Below are 21391 nucleotides of genomic sequence, written 5' to 3'. Positions count from 1 at the left end.
AACCACTTTCTCTACATAATTTCATTTTTTCGAAGCCACTACTAATGCTTCAACCGTCTCCCAATCATCATTTGCGAGAGCGTCAACAATTTTACTACCAACAATCACGCCATCGCTAAAGCTAGCGAATTTTTTTACATGCTCAGGTGTGGAAATACCGAAGCCAGCTAATACAGGGATAGGGCTAGCTGCCTTCAATTTGGCGAAATGCTTTTCTAGCTCATCTGCAAAAGCGTTGCGTGCACCGGTGATGCCATTCACTGTGACTGCATATATAAAGCCTTCACTCGCTGCTGCTAATTTTTTGATACGCTCAGCAGGGCTTGTTAAAGAAATCAGCTGGATAAGTGCTATTTGCTCCTGCTGTAGTGCCTGATAAATAATCGCACGCTCCTCCAATGGCATATCAGGAATAATGACACCATGAATACCTGCTTGCTTTGCATCGTGGGCAAATTTTTCAGCACCGTATGCTAAAATCGGATTTAAATAGGTCATCGCAACAAGCGGTACAGTGATTTCCTCTGCAAAGCTTGCTAGAGTAGCTAAAGTTGATTTTAATGTAGTGCCATTTTTTAAAGCACGCTGTCCAGCTAGCTCAATCGTTGGTCCGTCCGCTACAGGATCGGTGAAGGGAATGCCAATCTCAATCGCAGTTACGCCGATTTTCTGCAAACGTAAAATCGTCGCTTTTAAAGTTTCTAGCCCACCATCACCTGCCATAATATATGGAACAAATGCACGATCACCATTGGCTAAAACTTGCTCAATTGCTTTTTGAATCATGCCTCTTTCCCTCCAATCGCATCAATTAATGTATGCACATCTTTATCACCACGACCTGATAGGCAAACCACAATGATTTCATCAGCTGGCTTAGATTTTGCTAACTGTGCAGCATAATAAATTGCATGAGCGCTTTCTAAAGCTGGTAAAATGCCCTCTGTTTCAGCCAGTAATTTAACGCCTTCCAAAGCCTCTACATCTGTCACGCTTTCATAAAGAGCACGCCCAATATCGCTTAAATAGCAATGCTCGGGTCCCACACCAGGGTAATCAAGTCCCGCTGAAATGGAATGCGCCTCCTGTACAAAGCCATTTTCATCCTGTAATAAATACATATACGCACCGTGCAGTACCCCTTTTTGTGCGCCATAAATCGCTGCTGCATGTTTTCCTGTCGCAAGGCCTGCACCAGCTGCCTCAACGCCAATCAATTGTACATCCTCATCCTCAACGAAGGGATAAAACATCCCGATGGCATTACTCCCTCCACCGATGCAAGCAATTACTGTGTCGGGTAGTCGTCCTTCTTGTTCAACAATTTGAGCACGTGTTTCATCACCAATCACACGTTGAAAATCGCGAACAATCGTAGGGAAGGGGTGTGGACCAAGTGCTGAGCCTAAAATATAATGTGTGTCTTCTACATGCGTTACCCAATGGCGTAGAGCTTCATTTACTGCGTCTTTTAAAGTAGCAGAACCTTTTTCAACGGACACAACTTTTGCGCCGAGCAGCTCCATACGGAAAACATTCAATGCTTGGCGTCTTACATCTTCTGCGCCCATATAAACGATGCATTCTAAATCGAGTAATGCACATGCTGTCGCTGTTGCGACACCATGCTGTCCTGCTCCTGTTTCGGCAACGATTTTCCTTTTGCCCATGCGCTTTGCTAAAAGTGCTTGTCCAATCGCGTTATTAATTTTATGTGCACCTGTATGGTTTAAATCTTCACGCTTTAAATAAATTTTTGCACCACTGCATTTTGCCGTTAGGCGCTCCGCGAAATAAAGAGGTGTCTCACGTCCGACATATTGCTGTAAATAATATTGAAATTGCGCCAAAAACTCTGCGTTATTTTGCGCTTCTTCATAAGCTTGCTCTAGCTCAAGAAGAGGTGTCATCAATGTTTCAGGTACGAATTGCCCGCCATATTCACCGAAACGTCCTGTTACAGTTGTCATCGTATTGCTCCTTTCGCATTGTGGATAAATGCTTGAATTAATGCTGAATCCTTTACACCATCACGTTCCACACCACTTGATACATCGACTGCCACAGGTTGGAAGAATTGAATCGCCTCGGCTACATTATCAACCGTTAAGCCACCTGCAACGATGACCTTCTCACTTGGAATGCTTGCCTCTTCTAGTAAAGACCAATCGAATGTATGCCCACTGCCACCACGAAAATCGGTGCCAGGTGCATCAAATAAATAATAATCTACCCCAAAGGCTGCCGCCTTTTTCACATCATCGGCATTGTGCACTGAAAATGCCTTTAATGCAGGTAAGCCGATCTGCTGAATAAAATCATTCGTTTCGTCACCATGATATTGAATATAATCGAGTGGAACCGTCTCAGCGATTGTGCGAATTGTTTCCGCATCCTCATTGACGAATACCCCTACCTTTTTGACGTTTGTAGGTATTTGTTTCGCAAGCTCTTTCGCTTCCTCTACCGCAATGCGGCGTTTACTTGGAGCAAAGACAAATCCGACAAAATCCGCGCCAGCTTGCACCGCTGTTTCGACATGTTCAGGCATTTTTAAGCCGCATATTTTGACCATTGTCACTGCGCTTCACCAGCCTTCACTAATGGAATTTGCAATGCCTGTAAATCATCGGCTACATTGTTGCTGCGCATAAGTGATTCGCCAACAAGTACAGCACGGGCTCCAGCTGCGGCTACCGTTGCTGTATCTTCAGGCACCCAAATGCCGCTCTCGCTAATAAAGGCGATATCGCTATTTGTTAAGTGACGTGCTACCTCTGCTGTTTGTGCTAAATCTACCTCGAACGTTTTTAAGTTACGGTTATTGACACCGACAATTTTCGGGTTTATTTTTAATGCGCGCTCTAGTTCTTCAACATCATGTACTTCTACTAAAACATCTAGTCCTAAAAAGGTTGCATAGTCATGTAGAGAATGGAGTTCCTCATCTGTTAAAGCGGCAACAATTAATAAAATAACGGATGCCCCCGCAGCCTTTGCATAGTCAATTTGCACTGAATCTATAATAAAATCCTTGCACAGTAAAGGGATATCAACGGCCTGTGCCACCGCATTTAAATCGGCAAAAGAACCTTTGAAAAATTTACTTTCTGTCAACACAGAAATACAAACTGCTCCCGCGGCTGCATAAATTTTTGCTTGCTCCACAGGCTCGACATGTGTTGCAATATCACCCTTTGAAGGGGAGGCGCGCTTCATTTCAGCAATTACCTGCACGGTCGTCGCTTGGCGTAAACGCTCATAAAGAGAAGGGCGCTTCACCGTCTCGATAAAATCGGGTTGTACAGCGCGTAAGTCATGTAATTCTGTTTTTTTATGCTCAATAATTTTCGTTAAAATCGTCATTGGACACCCTCCTTATGCTGTGAATAGGCAACGACTGCTTGTAATTTATCTAGAGCGCGACCTGAAAAAATACTATCCCTCGCCATTTCGATACCTTCTTTAATTGTTGTAGCGGAGCCATATGCAAAGAAGCCAATACCTGCGTTGAGCAATACTGTATCTAAATAAGCATTTTGTTGGCCATTTAATAAATTCAGCATAATTTTCGCGTTTTCCTGTGCATCTCCACCGCGAATTGCTGCTAATGGTGCGGCAGTTAAGCCAACATCCTCTGCGCGTAATTTGAATGGAATAATGTCACCATGATCAAGCAGAGCAAAAGTATTTTCTCCTGCTAACGATGCTTCATCCATACCTTGCGTGCCCGAAACGACAATCGCCCGCTCGCGTCCTAGCATGTGCAAAACTTCCGCATAATCTGTCGTAAAATGCGGACGATTAATACCGACAAATTGCGTCTTTAAAGGAACAGGATTGGTCAAAGGGCCAACTAAATTAAAGATGGTTGGCTTGCCAATTGAGCGGCGTATTTCACCGATACGCCTTAATTTAGGGTGCATATTTGGTGCATGTAAAAAAGCGATGCCATGTTGTGTGAGTAGCTCAGATGTTTCTTCAACAGAAGGGAGCAATCGAATTTGTAAAGCTTCCAAAACGTCGGAGCTACCAGCAGCACTTGATATTTTGCGATTGCCATGCTTGGCGACAAGCAAGCCACCACCAGCAAGGACAAAGGCTGTTGTTGTGCTAATATTAAAGCTTTGTAAGCCATCGCCACCAGTACCACAGTTATCAATATAAATTCCTTCAGGCACATTAATTTTAAGTGCGTTATCGCGCATAATCATCGCAAGACCTGCAACTTCTTGTGCTGTCTCACCTTTAGCACTTAAGCTAGTTAAAAAATTGGCAATATCTTGCGCAGGTGTTGTTTCATCGAAAACAAGCGTTGCTGCTACCTTCATGTCATTGAGTAATAAATTTTCGCTTTTGTTAATTTTCGCTGTATATTGTTGTAGTGACATACGACTCATCCTTCCGCTGTAAAATCAATTTGCCCATTAAAGCCGATATAGCCTAGCATAGCTGGAACACTTTTCGCTGCTTCTGCCAATGCATCAATTGAGTGGGCAGAAGGGGGGAGCTGCTCATCTTGTGTCCACTCCCTGACTGTAGGAAGCGTTGTCGTAATGACGCTATCCTTTACATTAATTACACTATGTGTTGAAGAGCCAATCAGTGTATGATCCGCGAATTCTACATAATATAAATAAGCTGCTCTTTGCTCAATGCGGAATTTACGATAGTCCACAAAGGCTGCATGATGATTTTCATTTGTTGTGCCATTCGTTAATTGTTCGATGAGCTCATCTAAATTAGGTGTTTGTTGCTCAATTTCAATATTCGTATGAACAATAGCAAGCTCATCTGTCATATGATCAAAAATAATGACTGTATCGTATACTTGGAAAAGCACCTCATTCTCACGAATATAGCCGATAGCTCCACCCATAAAAGGATACTTCGTATGCTGAGAAATGCGTGGCATCATTTGCTTCAGTGATTGAATTAAGTCACCATGATGGCTATATGTGACATCGCTAATTTCTTGTAAAGCATTCCCTTTACCACTATATGTTTTACGTGGATTTGCTCCAATAAAGGAATAGCGTCCAGCCGTTTCGTGCTTTGTGGCGCTTTCCAGTAAAAATTTTTGCGTTCCTTGCAGTCTATTAAAAAGTACAATCGGTGTTAAGCAGTCACCATTTATTTTACGAATCGTCGTACGTGAAGTTTTTTGCATATTTTTTCCTCCCTTCAAAATGAAAAAAGTCCTCTACAAAAGGAAAAATTCCCTTTGTAGAGGACGATAAATACCGCGTTGCCACCCCAGTTTGAAGCCTATTTGCTTCCACTCTAGTACCCCTTATAACGTAGGGGAAATCCGTCCATCAACAAATAAATGCCGACAGCTCTCCTAAGGCCCATTCATAATTGTTTATGACGCGTTTCCACCAACCACGCGCTCTCTAATGCATAAAGCAATTACTACTATTCTTAGTCATCAATTTTTCTCAGCTCAGCTCTACTCATCTCGTCTAGTGGTGGTCGCGCTCCCGCAACCTGCTACCATACCCGAACAAAGATGTAGTGTCATTGTAAAAGGTATGCACTAAAAAGTCAATTAATTCTGAATAAAAAATTATGTTTAGGGTGAAAGAGGGAGGATGGTACTTGTTGAGATTTGTTTGAGCTCAAAAGAGGGGCCTTTGCAAAATTTGCGACATTCGCCGAAGCTTTAGCGAGGGTTTTCCTATTTGTATCTGTTGTTGTTGCCGCTTCGCTTTCGCAACTAATAAAGATTGTTGCTGAATCAAAATCAAAATAAAAGTTAAGGGCTGACAGAAAAATTTCTTTTTCCATCAACCCTTAAAATTTAAATTAAATTTTTAAAATCAAGTCGCTTGTTCAATGCGTACATAATTGGTGCGCTAATCGCTAATACAGCAAATTCACCAACTGCTACAAAAAGCCAAGTTTCCCAAAATGGTAGCTCCAAGACTAAATTTAATTGGTACGCAATAATAAACATCGTGAACGTAAATAAAAACGTATTGATGATTAAACGTGCCCAAATATTTTCGACAAACTTGCAAATGAAAATAAAAATTCCTAATGTAACAATCGTATGACCTACACCGAAAATTAAATCGAGTGGTCCAATTGAAGATAATAGGAAATTAGAAATAAGTACACCAAGTGTCACGCCAATCATATAGCGCGGATTAAATGCGACTAAATGGTTAAACATCTCCGCAATACGGAACTGCACTTGTCCAAAGCTAATTGGTGCAACAAGCATCGTTACAGCAATATACAACGCAGCAATGATTGCACTTGCTGCTAAAAATTTGACTTTCATAATTAAATTCCTCCTAGTTTTGTTCACGTGGGATGGTTACGAACCACGGTGCATAGGCACAATCATGAATTATAACTAAAATTCGGTCAGAGAGCAATGGAAATTTTTATTTGCTTATGCATCTTACAATCATTCCTTATAAAAATCTAAGTGATGCAATTAAAGACCTAAGACACAAAAAATTCACAATTAAGAAAAAAGCTTTGATTTAGCGGTTTAAAGCGTAAAATTGTTAGAATATTTATAAAATGCTGTTGACTATATAAAAAGCCCCATGTAATATTACGATAATTATCACTTTATTCAAATGAAGTAAGTAGGGGGATTTATTGAACATGAGAAATAAATTAGCATTTTTATTAGTAGCAGTAGTCCTATTGCTCGCAGCATGTGGGACTGGCTCAAATAAAGGATCATCTAGTAATGACAATGGAAATAACCATTCTGTAGAAAAGGCAAAAGTATACAAAATCGGTGTTACACAAATCGTAGAGCATCCTTCATTAGATGCAGCATACGAAGGTTTTAAAGCGGCATTTGCTGATGCAGGTCTTGCGGCAGATTTTATTTACAACACGGCAAATGGTGATAATAATGCCAATATGTCAATCGCCCAAAAGCTAGTAGGGGATCAAGTAGACTTAATTTTTGCGAATTCTACACCATCTGCACAAGCGGCAAAAAGTGCGACATCTGATATACCAATCATCTTTACGTCTGTAACAGATGCCATTGATGCACAATTAATTTATTCAATGGAGGAGCCAGGAGGAAATGTGACGGGTACGATTGACTTACATCCAGACACGATAGCGAGCACAGTCGCATTTATGAAAAATGAGCTAGGAGCGACAAAAGTTGGAACAGTGTACAACTCTGGTGAACAAAACTCAGTTGCACAAATTGCACAAGTGAAACAAGCGTTAGCGAATGAAGGCTTAGAGCTAGTCGAAGCATCGGTAGCAACATCTGCTGAGGTGAAGCAAGCAACCGAATCATTAATAGGCAAAGTAGATGCACTTTATATCGTAACAGACAATACCGTTGTTTCAGCATTAGAATCTGTAATTGATGTAGCAAAAGTGAATAACCTCCCAGCGATGGTAGGAGAACTTGATTCTGTAGCGCGTGGTGGCTTAGGTGCATACGGCTTTGAATACTACGATATCGGCTATGAGGCAGGGCAAATGGCTGTTCAAATTTTAAAAGATGGCAAATCACCAAGCGAAGTGCCAGCAGCCTACCCTGCAAATTTAAAATTAGTAATCAATAAAGGCGTGGCAGATGCATTAGGTCTTGAAATTAAAGATACTTGGAATGCGGAAGTGAAATAATTTTCTAGGAGATGATTCAGCATGTTTACAGCATTATTTGGCTCGGTGGAGCAAGGAATCATCTATGCAATTATGGCACTCGGAGTGTATTTAACATTCCGAGTGTTAGACTTTCCAGATTTAACGGTTGATGGAAGCTTTGTAACAGGCGCAGCGACAGCGGCGATGATGATTGTGCTTGGTTATCATCCCATACTCGCGACATTAGTGGCAATTGTTGCAGGATTTATTGCAGGATGCATGACAGGCTTATTACACACAAAAGGAAAAATAAATCCATTGCTTTCAGGGATTTTAATGATGATTGCTTTATGGTCAATCAATTTAAGAATCATGGGCTTAACAGCCGAGAATACAATTGGTCGTTCCAACATCCCTTTATTAAATGAAGGGACAATCTTTACGAAGTTTTATGCATTTTGGGGTAATTTAGGAATCGACAATGCATTAAATGGCATGCTAGCAAGCATGGGCATTGCACCAGTGCCACAGACTTGGGGAGTTTTATTTGTTGTTATTATTATCACGGTCATTATTAAATTGATTGTTGATTGGTTCTTGAAAACAGAGGTTGGGCTTGCGATCCGTGCAACGGGTGATAATAAACGTATGATTCGTAGCTTCTCTGCAAATACGGATCGATTAATTATTTTAGGGCTAGGTATTTCAAATGCGCTTGTGGCATTTTCAGGTGCTTTAATTGCCCAATATGCAAAATATGCGGATATTGGGCTTGGTATTGGCATGATTGTCATTGGATTAGCTTCCGTTATTATTGGTGAGGCGATTTTTGGTACAAAAACAATTTTCCGCACGACATTAGCTGTTGTGGTGGGGGCTATTATTTATCGTATTATTTATGCGATTGCGCTACGCATCGACTGGTTAGATACGGGCGATATGAAATTAATTACAGCTGTAATCGTTATTTTAGCTCTAGTAATTCCGCAAATAGTCAATAAACGCAAACAGCAAAAAAGTAAGGCAAAGCGTTTAGCAGAAAGGCAATTAACAAAGCAGGGAGGTCAACCACTTGCTTAATTTACAACAGATTAACAAGATTTTTAATGAAGGCACGCCAGATGAAAAGGTGGCGCTCAACGACATAAATTTGCATTTAGCTCCAGGGGATTTCGTTACAATTATTGGTAGTAATGGCGCGGGGAAATCGACAATGATGAATATGATTTCAGGTGCATTAATACCTGATTATGGGGTTGTAGCGATTGATGGAACAGACGTCACACGTTTGCCTGAATACAAACGCTCGCAATACTTGGGACGTGTATTCCAAGACCCAATGGCAGGTACAGCCCCATCGATGACGATTGAAGAAAACCTAGCGATTGCTTATTCGCGCAATGCGAAACGCACTTTGCGCCGTGGCGTAGGCCGTGAGCGTCGTGACTTCTTCCGCACAGCGCTAGAGAGGCTACATTTAAATTTAGAAAATCGCTTGAATGCAAAAGTTGGCTTATTATCAGGTGGAGAGCGCCAAGCATTGTCACTCTTAATGGCGACATTTACAAAGCCTGCTATCCTGTTGTTAGACGAGCATACAGCAGCGCTTGACCCGTCACGCGCAGAACTCATTACACGTTTGACAAAAGAACTAGTCGAGGCAGATAATTTAACGACATTAATGGTTACACACAATATGCAGCAAGCTTTAGATTTAGGTAATCGTCTTATCATGATGGACAAAGGGCAAATCATTTTACAAATCGATGAGGAAACAAAACCTAATTTAACGATTCCTGATTTAATGGCAGAATTCGAGCGCATTCGTGGCGAAAAAATGAACTCGGATCGCGCATTGTTAGGGTAGTTGAATGCACTACTGAATTGTGGGCTGTACGCATTCTTTGAAAGCTTTCTCAGCTATTTGTACGATTTGTTGAATAACTTCGTTGTTTTCAGCATTATCTTCAATGACAAATAAATAATCAGCCTCATCAGTTGATAAGTCTTCTGATGGGGCGTTTTGCTGTTGCATAAGCACTTGTTGAAAATTAGAATAAGCCCCTCGGAATATCTTGGTGTTTCGCTTGCTTGCTTTGATCCTTGCTAAAAGAATGTCATCTGGTAGGTTGAAATGTACAAGGATACGGATGAACTTTTCCTTTGTGAAAAACTCTTCAAATAAATGTGTGCGTTCACTTTTACTGCGGTTTGCATTGCAAACAATAATATGGAGATTGGTTTGCTCAATTGCATACTCAATAATGTATTTTGAAAGCCCATTTTTTAGCGTGTTAGCACCTGTTTTAGGTAACAATTTCTCATAGTATGTATTAAGAAATTCAGCATGATTATCTTGATCCATAACAAAAGAATGTGCTAACTCTTTTTCCAACTCCTTAGCAAAGGAGCTTTTTCCACTATGTGTTTTTCCAACTGTCATAATTAATAAACGCTTCATTTTTTCCTCTCCTTTAGTTTAATGTATACAAATGCTGAATCGAAATAAAGAAATTTCCTGGGGAATATTATATAATATTGTCTAAAAAGGAGAGATGCTAATGATTGTTATGTGTAGAAAAATGCCAGACCATCTACTATTTTTAGAAACATTGCTTCAAAGAAATACAGACCTTTATGAACAATATCAACGAGTGAATGCAGGTTACATAGGGGAACTGCGAGTAGACCGTGAATGGGATGATATATTTTTAGAGCAAGAACATTATCTTTTTCATGATTATCAAATGACAAATCAAGCGAATTTTACCCATCAAATCGACACCTTGTTTATTTGTCGCTCTTTTATTTTGCTTATTGAAGTGAAACATATTATGGGGCGGCTTGATTTTGAAGAACAAACCCACCAATTTATCCGCACAAAAAGCGATGGCACACAAAATGTTTACCGCAATCCAATCGATCAAATTGAGCGTCATCGTCTACTAATCGAAACACTTCTATTGAAATGGGAAATCGAACTTCCTGTGATTCCTGCTATCATTGTGACAAGCCCCTCCGCTCACATCGGTATGACACCACCACACTATTTGATTTTCCACGTGACAGGCTTACGTACAAAGCTTCAACAGCTTTTCGAAAAATATTCTCCAATTGTAACAAGTGAACAATTGCATAATTTAAAGGTGCTATTGTTGGCAAACTATGAAAGAAAGCCCTTCGTGCGGTCCATTATTCCAGCCAATACGATAATAGGTGCATTATGCCCACATTGTCAGCCAACTGTTCGTTTGCAGCATTGGCGTGGCAAAAGCTTTCAATGCCCTCGCTGTGACAAGCGCTTTACTGATGCTATTCCCAAAGGCTTACGCAATTATAAAATATTATTTGGAGAATTAATTACAAATCGTGCATTTCGAGAGTTTTTCGGGATTGGGGATGTGAAGGTAGCGGGGAATTTATTAGCCCAGCTTAATTTAAAGAGGATTGGAGAGCGGAAAAAAAGGGAATATATCATTCCGAATGGGGTAACATGGAATAAATTCTGAAAAACGTGGAATAAACTTCGAAAAACATGGAAGAAAACTCAGAAAACATGGAATAAACCAAAAACCCCCCGTGTAAGCAGGGGGATATCTCTAGACTAACAAACCAAATAGTGTGCTGTCTTTGTTGACTTCCTTGTATTCGAAGCCATTTTCTTGCATGCGTTCTAGCAACCCTTGGTAGTCGTCACGATGTGCGACTTCGATGCCGACGAGTGCGGGGCCGCTTTCCTTGTTGTTTTTCTTCGTATACTCAAATGTTGTAATATCGTCATTTGGGCCTAGCACAGATGTTAGGAATTGGCGTAATGCACCAGAGCGCTGTGGGAAGCTGACGATGAAATAGTAGAGCAAGCCCTCGTAAATAAGGGAACGTTCTTTAATTTCCTGCATGCGTCCAATATCGTTATTGCCACCACTAATAATAATAACAACGGATTTTCCTTTGATTTCCTCAGCATAAAAATCCAATGCTGCCACTGAAAGGGCACCAGCTGGCTCAGCAACGATTGCATGTTTATTGTATAAATCTAAAATCGTTGTACATACTTTGCCTTCTGGAACTAGGATAACATCATCTAAATATTTGCGACATGTTTCATATGTTTCTGAACCAACACATTGTACGGCTGCACCATCCACAAATTTATCAATTGAAGGTAAGGCAGTTGGCGCGTCATTGGCAAATGCTGCCTTCATGCTTCCTGCGCCGGCTGGCTCAACGCCAATAATTTTACTCGAAGGAGAAAGGTTTTTAACATATGTTGAAACGCCTGACATTAAACCACCGCCGCCGATACTTCCGAAAATATAATCGATGGGCTCCTCGATATCATTCATAATTTCGACAGCGACTGTACCTTGTCCAGCAATCACATCAAAATCGTCAAAAGGGTGGATGAAAATTTTTCCTTGCTCTTCACAATAGGCTTGGGCACTTTTTGCAGAATCATCAAACGTATCACCAGATAGCACAATTTCCACATAGTTACGGCCAAACATGCGAACTTGATTGATTTTTTGCTTTGGTGTTGTTTTTGGCATAAAGATGGTTGCTTGAATCTGTAGGTGTGCACAAGCATAAGCAACACCTTGCGCATGATTACCTGCGCTTGCACATACAACGCCAACCTCTTTTGCTTGGTTTTCAATTTGTTTTATTTTATAGTATGCACCTCGTAATTTAAACGAGCGCACATGCTGTAAGTCTTCGCGTTTTAAATAAATGTTCGCTCCATACTTCTCTGATAAATAATCATTTTTTTGCAAGGGTGTATGTGCAACAACATCCTTTAAAAAATGATGGGCAATTAAAATATTCTCGACCGCAACGGTTTTTGAGTGTGAAACATCTTCCATATATAGCAACCTCCATAATCAATTACGCCTCGACTAACGCTCGTCCAAATTTTTTAACATGCTTCAACAATCTGTGACATCTGTCGGGAGTTTTTATCTTAGTTCAGTGGGCTTTGACTTAAGATAAAATGTTTATTCATTCTAACATAATTTAATGACGAAATGTTGAAAATATTTAGTAAATTCAAGTGTTTACAAAATGTTCATAATGAAAGCGCATACGTTTTAAAAGAATAAAAAACCACATGAAATATCCATGTGGTTAACATATCCTTTAAAAAATCAAATGTGCAGCTGCGGCAACAAGCGGAATTGAAATAAGTGTGCGAATAAGGAAAATAACAAATAAATCCCATAGCTTTAAAGGTAATCTCGTTCCTAAAATTAATCCACCTACTTCAGATAAGTAAATTAATTGTGTTACTGAAACAGTTGCAATGAAGAAGCGTGTCATATCTGATTCAATGCCAGAACCTAGAACAGATGGCAATAGCATATCAGCAAATCCAACAATCATTGTTTGCGCTGCTTCACTCGCTTCAGGAATTTGAAGAAGTGATAAAATAGGTTCAAATGGCATACCTAAAATACGGAAAACACTTGTAAATTCTGCTAGTACTAAAGCAATTGTAGCGAATGCCATAATAATTGGTGTAATCGCAAGCCACATTTCAAGCACATTTTTGGAGCCAGAAGCAAAAATCTTAGCAAGATTTTTATTTTCCTCAGCTTTTTCTAATGCATTTTTTAAACCATAAGAGAAAACATTGAAGCCTTCCTCTACTTTTTCACGTTCACCTACAGGTGCTTTCCCATTAAAAAATGTATCAGGCTTTTTGTTTAATGGATAAATGCGCGGCATAATCATGGCTAAAATAATTGTTACCACAATAACTGTACCATAAAACTCCAAGAAATAATGTTGGATGCGAATGGTTTCAACAACAACTAAACAAAATGTAATGGAAACGACTGAAAATGTAGTTGCAATTGTTGCTGCTTCACGCGCAGTATAGTTATTTTCTTCATATTGTCTACTTGTAAGTAAAACGCCAATCGTTCCGTCCCCAACAAAGGAAGCGAGGGAGTCAATGGAAGAGCGACCAGGTGTTTTAAATAATGGACGCATCACTTTTACCATCATTGAACCGAAGAAATCAAGTAAACCGAAGTCTGTTAATAAAGGGAGCAATAAGCCTGCAAAGAAAAACAGAACAAACATGTATGTCACAAGACCACCAGCAGGGTCAAGCAAAATACCTGCTGTATCATCGCTATTGATTTGCTTTGGACCGAAATCAAATAAATACATGGCAGCAAAAATAACAGCTAAGATACGAACGATTGTCCAGAACCAATTCACACGGAATAGTGAATCTATTAATGTGTGTGTGCCATCCCTTTTAGGAAAAGCTTTTATGATAAGAGCACCTGCTGCAGCGATAATAAAAACAGCGAATGTGAACCAATGAATAAATGGCTCTACGACACCTGCAAGATAGTTCGCTAAAACCGCGATAGGTACTTTGATACCGCTTTCAGTAATGACAGGAACAATGAATAAAAAGACACCTAAGCTAGATAATGCAATGAACAAAAACCAAATATAAAATGAATGTTTTTTCATGAGATATAATATTTTCCCCCTATATATTTTGAATAATTATAAAATAAATGCATAAAAAAAGCTACATTATTTTAATATTATCTAGGAAAAATAAGGGTTTTATGAGAAAGGCTATTATGCAAAACAGCAAGATAGAACCAACTAATGGGTAATGAGGACAGAGTTCCTTCATTACCCAATTAATTTTCTAGTATTGTACATGTTGAATTGGTTCGCCAAGTTCATCATCTTGTTGTACTACATAAAACTTCTCAATATTTAACCAGCTTTCACTCATCGGCTGACCTTCATCTATACGTTTTGCTGTTTCGGCCATCATCCAAGCGGTTTGTGAAGCATGCGCTTGTAATGCTTTCACTTTATGACCTTTAACACGCTCGATATTCACCGTAATATGAGGTTCCCCAAGCTCTGCTAATGTATTATTTGCAAAAGCACAGCCTAGTAAACGTGGACGCACATCTTTATCAATGCGACGCACTGCCTCTTTAACAGCGCGTGCTGTCGCTTCGTGATCGGGGTGTACGGCATAGAGAGGATAGAATGAATAAATAACGGATGGATTTAGTTCCTCAATCAATGATGTAACAAGCTGTACCATCTTTTCATCATCTTCAAATTCAATCGTTTTATCGCGTAAGCCCATCATACGTAAATCAGGAATCGCCATCGCCTCACATGCAGCAATTAGCTCTTTGCGGCGAATTTCAGGCAAAGATTCGCGCGTCGCGAATGGCGGATTGCCTAAATTGCGCCCCATTTCGCCAAGCGTTAGGCAAGCGTACGTTACAGGCACACTCATTTCGTGATAGAGTCTAGTAATACCTGCGACAGAAAAAGCTTCATCGTCAGGGTGTGGGAAAATAATTAATACATGACGCTCTGAAGGTAATGTCATTTCTTTCACTCCTTAATAAGAAAATGGTGTTTCGCTAATTTCTAAAGCAATTGCTAGCTTGCCTGTATAGTCAAGCCCAGCCATTAATAAGCGACCATGCTCATCTAACTCATAATGCGTAATACCTTGTGCATAGACCCAGCCATGCTCCATTTTCAAACCGACACGGTGTGGGGTATCGTTGATGATTTTGCCAAGCTCATAACGAATCTTCACATTGCGAATAAAAGCACCTGCATTAAAAATATTCGTATCAAAATGGCTTGCATAAGCTCCATTTGTCGTTTCTAAATGAATATAAACATCTTTGTTGGCAAAAGAATTAAGCAATTCCTGAAGTGTTTCGATATGTACCTCTTTCATTTATCGTAACTCCTTTCTAAACTCTCTATAGGATAGTATAGTAGAATTTTTTTCAGAATGAAAAGAAGACGTCTTTAAAAACGAAAAATATAGCAAAACGCCAATAGAATTGAGAAAAGCGCCAATAGAATTCCGAAATTCGCCAATAGAATTGAAGAAACCGCCAATAAAAAAGCGCCAGGCTTCTTCTGCCTGACACTTCTTCATGAATTAAATTTCAGTAATCGTTACTTCTGGTGCACCAAAGCGTGGCTTAGCGCCATGCATTACAGGTCCAACATATTCGTTTAACGCCCAGCCATGTGCAATTGCGGCAGAAACGAATTCCTTCGCTTCGATGACAGACTCTTCTACAGAAAGTCCATTTGCCAAGTTTGCACAAACGCTTGCTGCAAATGTACAGCCTGCGCCGTGATTATGAGTAGATGCTACCTTTTCAGAGGCAAGCAGTTTGTATGAAGTACCGTTATAGAATAAATCAACAGCCTTATCTGATGCCAATGCTTTACCACCTTTAATAACAACATTTTTAGCACCAAGCTCATGGATTTTAGCAGCAGCTACTTTCATTTCCTCAATTGTTTTTGGCGTACCTGTTCCAGCAAGTTGGCCTGCTTCGAAAAGGTTTGGTGTAACAACTGTTGCGTGTGGTAGTAAATATTCAATCATTGCTGTTGTATTGCCAGGGTTTAATACTTCATCTTCGCCTTTGCATACCATCACAGGATCAATTACGACAATGTTTGTACCCGATTTTTGAATCGCATCGCTCGCAATTTTAATAATTTCCTCTGTTGATAGCATACCAGTTTTAATTGCATCTACTTTTGTAGATAAAGCTGTATTAATTTGCTTCTGTAATAAGTCAGTTGGTAGTGGTGTTACTTGATGATGCCAACCGTTTGGGTCCATCGTTACAACGACTGTTAATGCGACCATACCGTATGTACCATGCTCCTGAAATGCTTTTAAGTCGGCTTGCATACCAGCGCCAGCAGATGTATCAGAACCAGCAATTGTTAATGTCTTTTTTAATGTCATGATGAAGAACTCCTTTAAATTTGTTTATATACAACTATACAGTTATTCTGACTTCGTAAAAATAGTCAGAAATTGTTTTTTCTTTGATGTCAGCTCTCGTATAAACTTGTAGTATACTAATTGGGAGGTGAGTTTAATGGTAAAGCAAGCATTTAACAACGATTGGCAACAAGTTATCGGCGAGGAATTAGGAAAGCCATATTTTAATGAGTTACGTTCATTTATTGCAAAAGAATATAGCACTACAACAATTTATCCGAAGCAGGAAGATGTGATGAATGCCTTCCATGCGACGAGCTATCAAGATGTGAAGGTTGTTATTTTAGGGCAAGATCCATATCATGGACCAAATCAAGCACATGGGATGAGCTTTTCGGTCCAGCCAGGTATTCCGCAGCCGCCAAGTTTGCGCAACATGTTACAGGAGCTACGAGATGATTTAGGTATTCCTATGCCTAATCATGGCTATTTAATGAAATGGGCAGAACAGGGTGTATTATTATTAAACACGGTATTAACTGTGCGAGCAGGACAAGCACATTCACATAAAGATAGAGGTTGGGAGCAGTTTACAGATGCTGTCATTACGAAGCTAGCAGAGCGTGAGGAGCCCATTATTTTTATTTTATGGGGAAGACCAGCACAATCGAAAGCGCCAATTATTAAGCGTAGTCAGACAGCACATATTATTTTACAAGCTCCCCACCCAAGCCCATTGAGTGCACATCGAGGCTTCTTTGGAAGTAAGCCATATTCTCAAGTCAATGCACAGTTAGAGGCATGGGGCAAAACGCCGATTGATTGGAATTTATCTTGATGAAGCAGGAGGATGTCACAGATTTTGAAGAGGAGGTCTCTTTTCGCAAAGAGCTCGCTCGAAAAAATCTGGATGTGGGTTAACCTCGGCGTAATTGAGAAAAGGAGGAGTATTATGGCGGTCAACTGTTTTAAGTGTCGCTATTTTCGTGTCACATGGGAGCTTGCAAATCCGAGAGCCTGTACGGCATATGGCTTTAAAACGAAGCAAATTCCTTCAACTGTTGTGAGGCAATCCTCTGGAATGGAATGTTTGAAATATGCACCAAAGCAGGAGGGAAAGCGATGATTTCATATGACGTATTATTGAAGCAGCTAGAGCAGCATGTGATTCAAGCAAAAAATGCAGCGAATGAGCAGGAGATGCGTGAGCAATTGTCAGCAGTGCGTGCGCTATGTGATGTTGTGTTGACGACACAGGGCAAGCCACAAATGGCAACAGCGATACCGCAATTATCAACACCACAATTACAAACACAAGCAATACCGTTACAAGAAAACGGAGCAAATGGCGATTCACTTTTTGACTTTTAACAGACGGAGGAATTCAGGAATGAAAGGTTCTATTATTTCAGGGGCAATCCACGGCTTTTTAGCTGTTGCACTTGGCGCGTTTGGTGCACATGCCTTAAAAGGTATACTAGATGACTATAGTACAGGCATTTGGGATACTGCGGTACAATATCAAATGTTCCATGCGAGCGCATTAATTTTAGTTGGTATTTTAATGAGCACAAAAATATTTGGTGAAGTAAAGCAATTAAAAATTGCGGCAATATGCTTGAATTTAGGCATCCTCTTTTTCTCAGGTAGCTTATTCATTTTAGCAGTAACAGGCATCGGTTTTTTAGGCGCAATTACACCAATCGGTGGCGTTCTATTTTTAACATCATGGGTGCTTATTATAATCACAACTTTAAAAAAAGCATAATGAGGCGAGCTGTTCAAAATATATTCATTTTGCGCAGCTTTTCACTTTTTCCTATGTTAAAATATTCTGAAAACATGGTATATTTAAAGCGGACAAAAGCAGTAAAATAATATACTGCTTTATTTTTTAAATATAGATGGAAAAAAATTCATTTTGAAGTGCACCAACTGTTTTCATACATAGCAAGTACAATCCACATTAAAATGGAGGAAACGATGATGAGTATAGGGAAAAAATTAAATCTAGTGTTTTTTACGATTATTGTATTGCTAGTAGCTTCTACTATTCTTAGCTTTTTTAATTTAAGAAATATCGAACAAAAAGTAGATGAAGCATTAGATGTTCGAATGGCAACGGTGCGCTCCGTTGACCAAATTAGGCTGGCAGGTGCATCGCAAGGGTTATTCGCACGAGCACTTGTTATTGAATATACACAAACAAATGACGATAATTTTGTGCAATTTAATACGCTTCTTAATGAAGAAATGCAACGCTTAGATGGATTAATTATTTCTGCACAAATGGAGGAATATTATGCAAAGCTTTCAGGGGCTGTAGATGCGTTTAATCGAGTTGCAGAGCAGTACTTAGAGGTGATTCGTCAAGGGGATACAGACCGCGCATTACATTTAGTTATCAATGATTTGCAGCAGGCAAATAAAGATATTACAGCTTTCTCAGGGGAGATTTTAGCCTTTCAAGAGGACCAGTTAGAAAAAGCAATTAGTGCATCAGATACAGCAATTAACATATCAAAAATAATAGCGATTGTAGCGTTAGTAGTTATTATTATTGTTAGTATTCTTGCAATCATTTACACGCGACGTTCAATTATATTGCCATTAATACGCATTACGAAATCGACAAATGTGATTGCAACGGGCGATTTAACAGAGCCAAATATGCAGGTCGAAACGAAGGATGAGATTGGTCAGCTTGCTATGGCGTTTAATACGATGAAAGATAGTTTGAAAAGTTTAATTGGCAATGTCCAATCAAATGCAGAGCAATTAAGTGCAGCAGCAGAGGAACTATCCGCAAGCACTGAACAAGTAACCGCTACTTCGACTGATGTGACGCTACGAGTATCAAACACTTCCACAAGTACACAGGAGGCTGCAAATGCAGCAAACGAGAGTGCACGCGCGATGGAAGAAACCGCAGTTGGTGTGCAAAGAATTGCAGAATTTGCACAAACATTGCATTCGAACTCAGAAACTGCTCGCTCGACAGCTGATAATGGTGGCACGATTATTCAGCATGCAAAGGAGCAAATAGAAACAATTAATGATTCAACTGTTCAAGTAAATGAACTTGTTCAAAAGCTAGCACAGCAAACAGAAGAAATTAGTGATATGACCAAGGTAATCACAGAGATTACAGAGCAAACGAATTTATTAGCGCTGAATGCAGCTATTGAAGCAGCGCGTGCAGGGGAGCATGGCAAAGGTTTTGCTGTCGTAGCAGATGAAGTACGTAAACTTGCTGAGCAATCGAAAAACTCAGCAAATAAAATTGTCACATTAACAACAGAGATTCAAATAGATACAGAAAGTGTAGAGAAAGCTGTGAATAATTCCTTACTATCAGTAAAAGATGGTGTGCGTATTATGGGAGAAGCGGGCGAGGCATTCCAAGCAATTGGAGGGGCAATTGAAGAGATGACGACGCAAATTGAAGAAATTTCTGCCACATCTCAGCAATTATCTGCAAGTGCTGAGCAAGTATCTGCATCCGTCAATGACATTGCATCAGGCACAACGGAATCAGCTACAGATATTGAAATGATTGCGGCTGCAATGGAGGAGCAATCAGCAACGATGGAGCAAGTAAGTGACGTTGCAATAAGCTTAAGCGAAAATGCACAACAGCTACAGTTGGAAATACAAAAGTTCCGTGTATAAGGATAGCTACTGGAAAAGACAGGTGCAAATCTGACTTTCCAGTAGCTATTTATTTTTATTCGTGTACGAAAAGTTAAGCGTCAGATACAAGAACCCACTTCAAAAGAGTAGGTGAAAGCGAAATATTTAATATCTATCTTTCTGCAAATGCTTGTGTACCAATATTACCAATCGGGAAGGATGAAGAAACCTCCACTGATTGAAAGTTAGCCTTATGGCGTTTGTGTAAAATAAGCTAATTCCTCATCAAATTCTGCATAATCAAAATAAATCATCGGAAAGAGGAAGCGGTGGTCCGTTTTCAATTCCCGTATAATGGCATGATCGCGCCCTGCTGCCTCCACAACCCCGCGAACCGCTTTTGTGTTTTGTCCATTTACAGCGTTATCAAATGAAAAATAGAACACACCCGGCTTCCCGCGATTTAGTCTTAAAATATTTTCGATATAAGATTCCTCTCGTCTAGGCGGTGACGGCATTTGTTGCGTAGGTGGTGTCCAATAATAAGTCAAAAGAACATCCTTTCATTTTAAATAGTTTGACATTCGCTTTCCGTTGGAGCAAAAAAGCAATGTGATTTAAAGCGTCCTGTATTCCACTGACCATACCATTGAGCTGGGCAATCTCCGCTTGGCATAAAAAACCATAGTGAGCGCGTAGCAGGATGGAATCTTTCCCCTCGAATTACACGTTCAGCTAAACGAATATCCATCGGCCTTGCTCGCTGATAAAAGTAGCTTTTAGTTGTCGCCTCAAAGCCACCTGGACGTTGAAAAACCATATCCTCTAACGTTCGAATATCAGGAAAATCTAAGCAATCTGCTCTTACTCGATTAACGCCTACATTACCAACCATTAACATCCCTAATTCACCGTCTCCTTCAGCCTCTGCCCGCATCAAGCGAGCAAGTAAAGCTGTTTGTGCCGTAGTCGTTGGAACAACAGCGATACAACAAACCCCCTTTTGAAACTAATGTATGCAGCAACTAGTAAAAAAATATGTAGAATCGCCTGTATTGCGGAATATAAAAGTGCGCATGCTAAGGTAGAGGTGATGAACATGAGCAGCATATTTAGCATACTGCTCAGCGCAGTTTTAGCCTTTTTAATTGGGGCCTACTTCGAGCAGCCATTACATTGGTATTTATTTATTCTCATTATTTGCATTGGTTTCTTCATTCAGCTCGTTATTGTTATTTTGCGCGCACCAGAATAAGAGTGTCAGGCACACACACAATTCTCACACAATTTAAACAGAAAAAAAGGCAAACGGTCAGAGATACTTCTGCCGTTTGCCTTTCCATCTTATTTATCCCGTATTAACAGGCTGTAAGACCCCTACTTCAAAATAGTGAGTGAAAA

25 protein-coding genes and 1 other annotated feature are annotated in these 21391 nt (G+C 39.9%); of the genes, 10 read left to right on the top strand and 15 right to left on the bottom strand.

The window, feature by feature from the left end; genetic code table 11:
- Window positions 1–21: 21 nt before the first annotated feature.
- From trpA to C9J34_RS02495, 7 genes are all read right to left on the bottom strand, one after another.
- Entirely contained in the window at window positions 22–786 is a 765-nt protein-coding gene (gene trpA / locus C9J34_RS02525) for a tryptophan synthase subunit alpha (RefSeq protein ID WP_107838284.1), read from the bottom strand.
- Window positions 783–1970, bottom strand: coding sequence for a tryptophan synthase subunit beta (trpB, locus tag C9J34_RS02520; RefSeq protein WP_107838283.1), 1188 nt, complete (start codon window positions 1968–1970; stop codon window positions 783–785). Before trpB ends, trpA begins: the two co-directional genes overlap by 4 nt.
- Window positions 1967–2581, bottom strand: a complete 615-nt coding sequence (locus C9J34_RS02515) for a phosphoribosylanthranilate isomerase (protein WP_107838282.1) — start codon at window positions 2579–2581, stop codon at window positions 1967–1969. The genes trpB and C9J34_RS02515 overlap by 4 nt, the downstream gene beginning before the upstream one ends.
- Complete coding sequence (trpC, locus tag C9J34_RS02510) at window positions 2578–3366, bottom strand: indole-3-glycerol phosphate synthase TrpC (protein WP_107838281.1); 789 nt, start codon at window positions 3364–3366, stop codon at window positions 2578–2580. Before trpC ends, C9J34_RS02515 begins: the two co-directional genes overlap by 4 nt.
- Entirely contained in the window at window positions 3363–4391 is a 1029-nt protein-coding gene (gene trpD / locus C9J34_RS02505; RefSeq protein ID WP_107838280.1) for an anthranilate phosphoribosyltransferase, read from the bottom strand. The genes trpC and trpD overlap by 4 nt, the downstream gene beginning before the upstream one ends.
- Window positions 4392–4396: 5 nt before the next feature.
- Entirely contained in the window at window positions 4397–5170 is a 774-nt protein-coding gene (locus C9J34_RS02500; RefSeq protein WP_107838279.1) for a metal ABC transporter ATP-binding protein, read from the bottom strand.
- A 56-nt stretch (window positions 5171–5226) separates the two neighbouring features.
- Window positions 5227–5441, bottom strand: a binding site (T-box leader).
- Window positions 5442–5803: 362 nt separating this feature from the next.
- Window positions 5804–6289, bottom strand: coding sequence for a QueT transporter family protein (locus C9J34_RS02495; protein ID WP_107838278.1), 486 nt, complete (start codon window positions 6287–6289; stop codon window positions 5804–5806).
- A gap of 335 nt (window positions 6290–6624) precedes the next feature.
- Between C9J34_RS02495 and C9J34_RS02490 the strand changes: the two genes are divergently transcribed.
- The 3 genes from C9J34_RS02490 to C9J34_RS02480 are packed head-to-tail and all read left to right on the top strand — an operon-like array spanning window position 6625 to window position 9451.
- On the top strand, window positions 6625–7623 hold the full coding sequence (locus C9J34_RS02490; protein WP_107838277.1) for an ABC transporter substrate-binding protein: 999 nt from the start codon (window positions 6625–6627) through the stop codon (window positions 7621–7623).
- Between the two features lie 21 nt (window positions 7624–7644).
- Window positions 7645–8664, top strand: a complete 1020-nt coding sequence (locus tag C9J34_RS02485) for an ABC transporter permease (RefSeq protein ID WP_107838276.1) — start codon at window positions 7645–7647, stop codon at window positions 8662–8664.
- On the top strand, window positions 8657–9451 hold the full coding sequence (locus C9J34_RS02480) for an ABC transporter ATP-binding protein (RefSeq protein WP_107838275.1): 795 nt from the start codon (window positions 8657–8659) through the stop codon (window positions 9449–9451). The genes C9J34_RS02485 and C9J34_RS02480 overlap by 8 nt, the downstream gene beginning before the upstream one ends.
- Window positions 9452–9460: 9 nt before the next feature.
- Here C9J34_RS02480 and C9J34_RS02475 read toward each other — a convergent pair whose 3' ends face one another.
- Window positions 9461–10045, bottom strand: a complete 585-nt coding sequence (locus C9J34_RS02475; protein ID WP_107838274.1) for an AAA family ATPase — start codon at window positions 10043–10045, stop codon at window positions 9461–9463.
- A 100-nt stretch (window positions 10046–10145) separates the two neighbouring features.
- On the opposite strand from C9J34_RS02475, the gene C9J34_RS02470 reads away from it, so the two are divergent.
- Window positions 10146–11093 (top strand): nuclease-related domain-containing protein, encoded by a 948-nt coding sequence (locus C9J34_RS02470; RefSeq protein WP_193768863.1) that lies wholly within the window; start codon window positions 10146–10148, stop codon window positions 11091–11093.
- Between the two features lie 90 nt (window positions 11094–11183).
- Here C9J34_RS02470 and ilvA read toward each other — a convergent pair whose 3' ends face one another.
- From ilvA to thiD, 5 genes are all read right to left on the bottom strand, one after another.
- Window positions 11184–12449 carry a threonine ammonia-lyase IlvA gene (ilvA, locus tag C9J34_RS02465; RefSeq protein ID WP_107838272.1) on the bottom strand — a complete coding sequence of 422 codons (1266 nt, stop codon included), beginning with the start codon at window positions 12447–12449 and terminating at the stop codon, window positions 11184–11186.
- Between the two features lie 274 nt (window positions 12450–12723).
- The gene (locus C9J34_RS02460) at window positions 12724–14076 is read right to left on the bottom strand and encodes a YjiH family protein (protein ID WP_107838271.1); all 1353 of its coding nucleotides are present in this window, start codon (window positions 14074–14076) and stop codon (window positions 12724–12726) included.
- Window positions 14077–14263: 187 nt separating this feature from the next.
- Window positions 14264–14974 (bottom strand): bacillithiol biosynthesis deacetylase BshB2, encoded by a 711-nt coding sequence (gene bshB2 / locus C9J34_RS02455; protein WP_107838270.1) that lies wholly within the window; start codon window positions 14972–14974, stop codon window positions 14264–14266.
- 12 nt (window positions 14975–14986) lie between these two features.
- Window positions 14987–15337 carry a YojF family protein gene (locus tag C9J34_RS02450; RefSeq protein ID WP_107838269.1) on the bottom strand — a complete coding sequence of 117 codons (351 nt, stop codon included), beginning with the start codon at window positions 15335–15337 and terminating at the stop codon, window positions 14987–14989.
- A gap of 210 nt (window positions 15338–15547) precedes the next feature.
- Window positions 15548–16378: a bifunctional hydroxymethylpyrimidine kinase/phosphomethylpyrimidine kinase gene (gene thiD / locus C9J34_RS02445; RefSeq protein ID WP_107838268.1), complete on the bottom strand. Its 831-nt coding sequence runs from the start codon at window positions 16376–16378 to the stop codon at window positions 15548–15550.
- Window positions 16379–16514: 136 nt separating this feature from the next.
- Between thiD and C9J34_RS02440 the strand changes: the two genes are divergently transcribed.
- The 5 genes from C9J34_RS02440 to C9J34_RS02420 all read left to right on the top strand — a co-directional run bounded on the left by C9J34_RS02440 (window position 16515) and on the right by C9J34_RS02420 (window position 20029).
- Entirely contained in the window at window positions 16515–17195 is a 681-nt protein-coding gene (locus tag C9J34_RS02440; RefSeq protein WP_107838267.1) for a uracil-DNA glycosylase, read from the top strand.
- A gap of 114 nt (window positions 17196–17309) precedes the next feature.
- On the top strand, window positions 17310–17483 hold the full coding sequence (locus tag C9J34_RS02435) for a uracil-DNA glycosylase (RefSeq protein WP_107838266.1): 174 nt from the start codon (window positions 17310–17312) through the stop codon (window positions 17481–17483).
- A complete protein-coding gene (locus C9J34_RS02430) occupies window positions 17480–17728 on the top strand; it encodes a YwdI family protein (RefSeq protein WP_107838265.1) in 249 nt (82 codons plus the stop codon). Before C9J34_RS02435 ends, C9J34_RS02430 begins: the two co-directional genes overlap by 4 nt.
- A 19-nt stretch (window positions 17729–17747) precedes the next feature.
- The gene (locus C9J34_RS02425; RefSeq protein ID WP_107838264.1) at window positions 17748–18125 is read left to right on the top strand and encodes a DUF423 domain-containing protein; all 378 of its coding nucleotides are present in this window, start codon (window positions 17748–17750) and stop codon (window positions 18123–18125) included.
- A 218-nt stretch (window positions 18126–18343) separates the two neighbouring features.
- On the top strand, window positions 18344–20029 hold the full coding sequence (locus tag C9J34_RS02420) for a methyl-accepting chemotaxis protein (protein ID WP_107838263.1): 1686 nt from the start codon (window positions 18344–18346) through the stop codon (window positions 20027–20029).
- 212 nt (window positions 20030–20241) lie between these two features.
- On the opposite strand, the gene gerQ is transcribed toward C9J34_RS02420, so the two are convergent.
- Both gerQ and C9J34_RS02410 read right to left on the bottom strand, forming a co-directional pair.
- Window positions 20242–20508 (bottom strand): spore coat protein GerQ, encoded by a 267-nt coding sequence (gene gerQ, locus C9J34_RS02415; RefSeq protein ID WP_107838292.1) that lies wholly within the window; start codon window positions 20506–20508, stop codon window positions 20242–20244.
- A gap of 50 nt (window positions 20509–20558) precedes the next feature.
- Window positions 20559–20978: a cell wall hydrolase gene (locus C9J34_RS02410; protein WP_107838262.1), complete on the bottom strand. Its 420-nt coding sequence runs from the start codon at window positions 20976–20978 to the stop codon at window positions 20559–20561.
- Window positions 20979–21089: 111 nt separating this feature from the next.
- Between C9J34_RS02410 and C9J34_RS21785 the strand changes: the two genes are divergently transcribed.
- Window positions 21090–21245, top strand: coding sequence for a hypothetical protein (locus C9J34_RS21785; protein ID WP_193768864.1), 156 nt, complete (start codon window positions 21090–21092; stop codon window positions 21243–21245).
- Window positions 21246–21391: the final 146 nt, after the last annotated feature.

It is taken from the genome of Metasolibacillus meyeri, from assembly GCF_003049505.1.
Classification (GTDB): domain Bacteria; phylum Bacillota; class Bacilli; order Bacillales_A; family Planococcaceae; genus Metasolibacillus; species Metasolibacillus meyeri.
The sequence above is the reverse complement of the archived record's forward strand: the minus strand, read 5'-3'. Positions and strand labels throughout refer to the sequence as shown.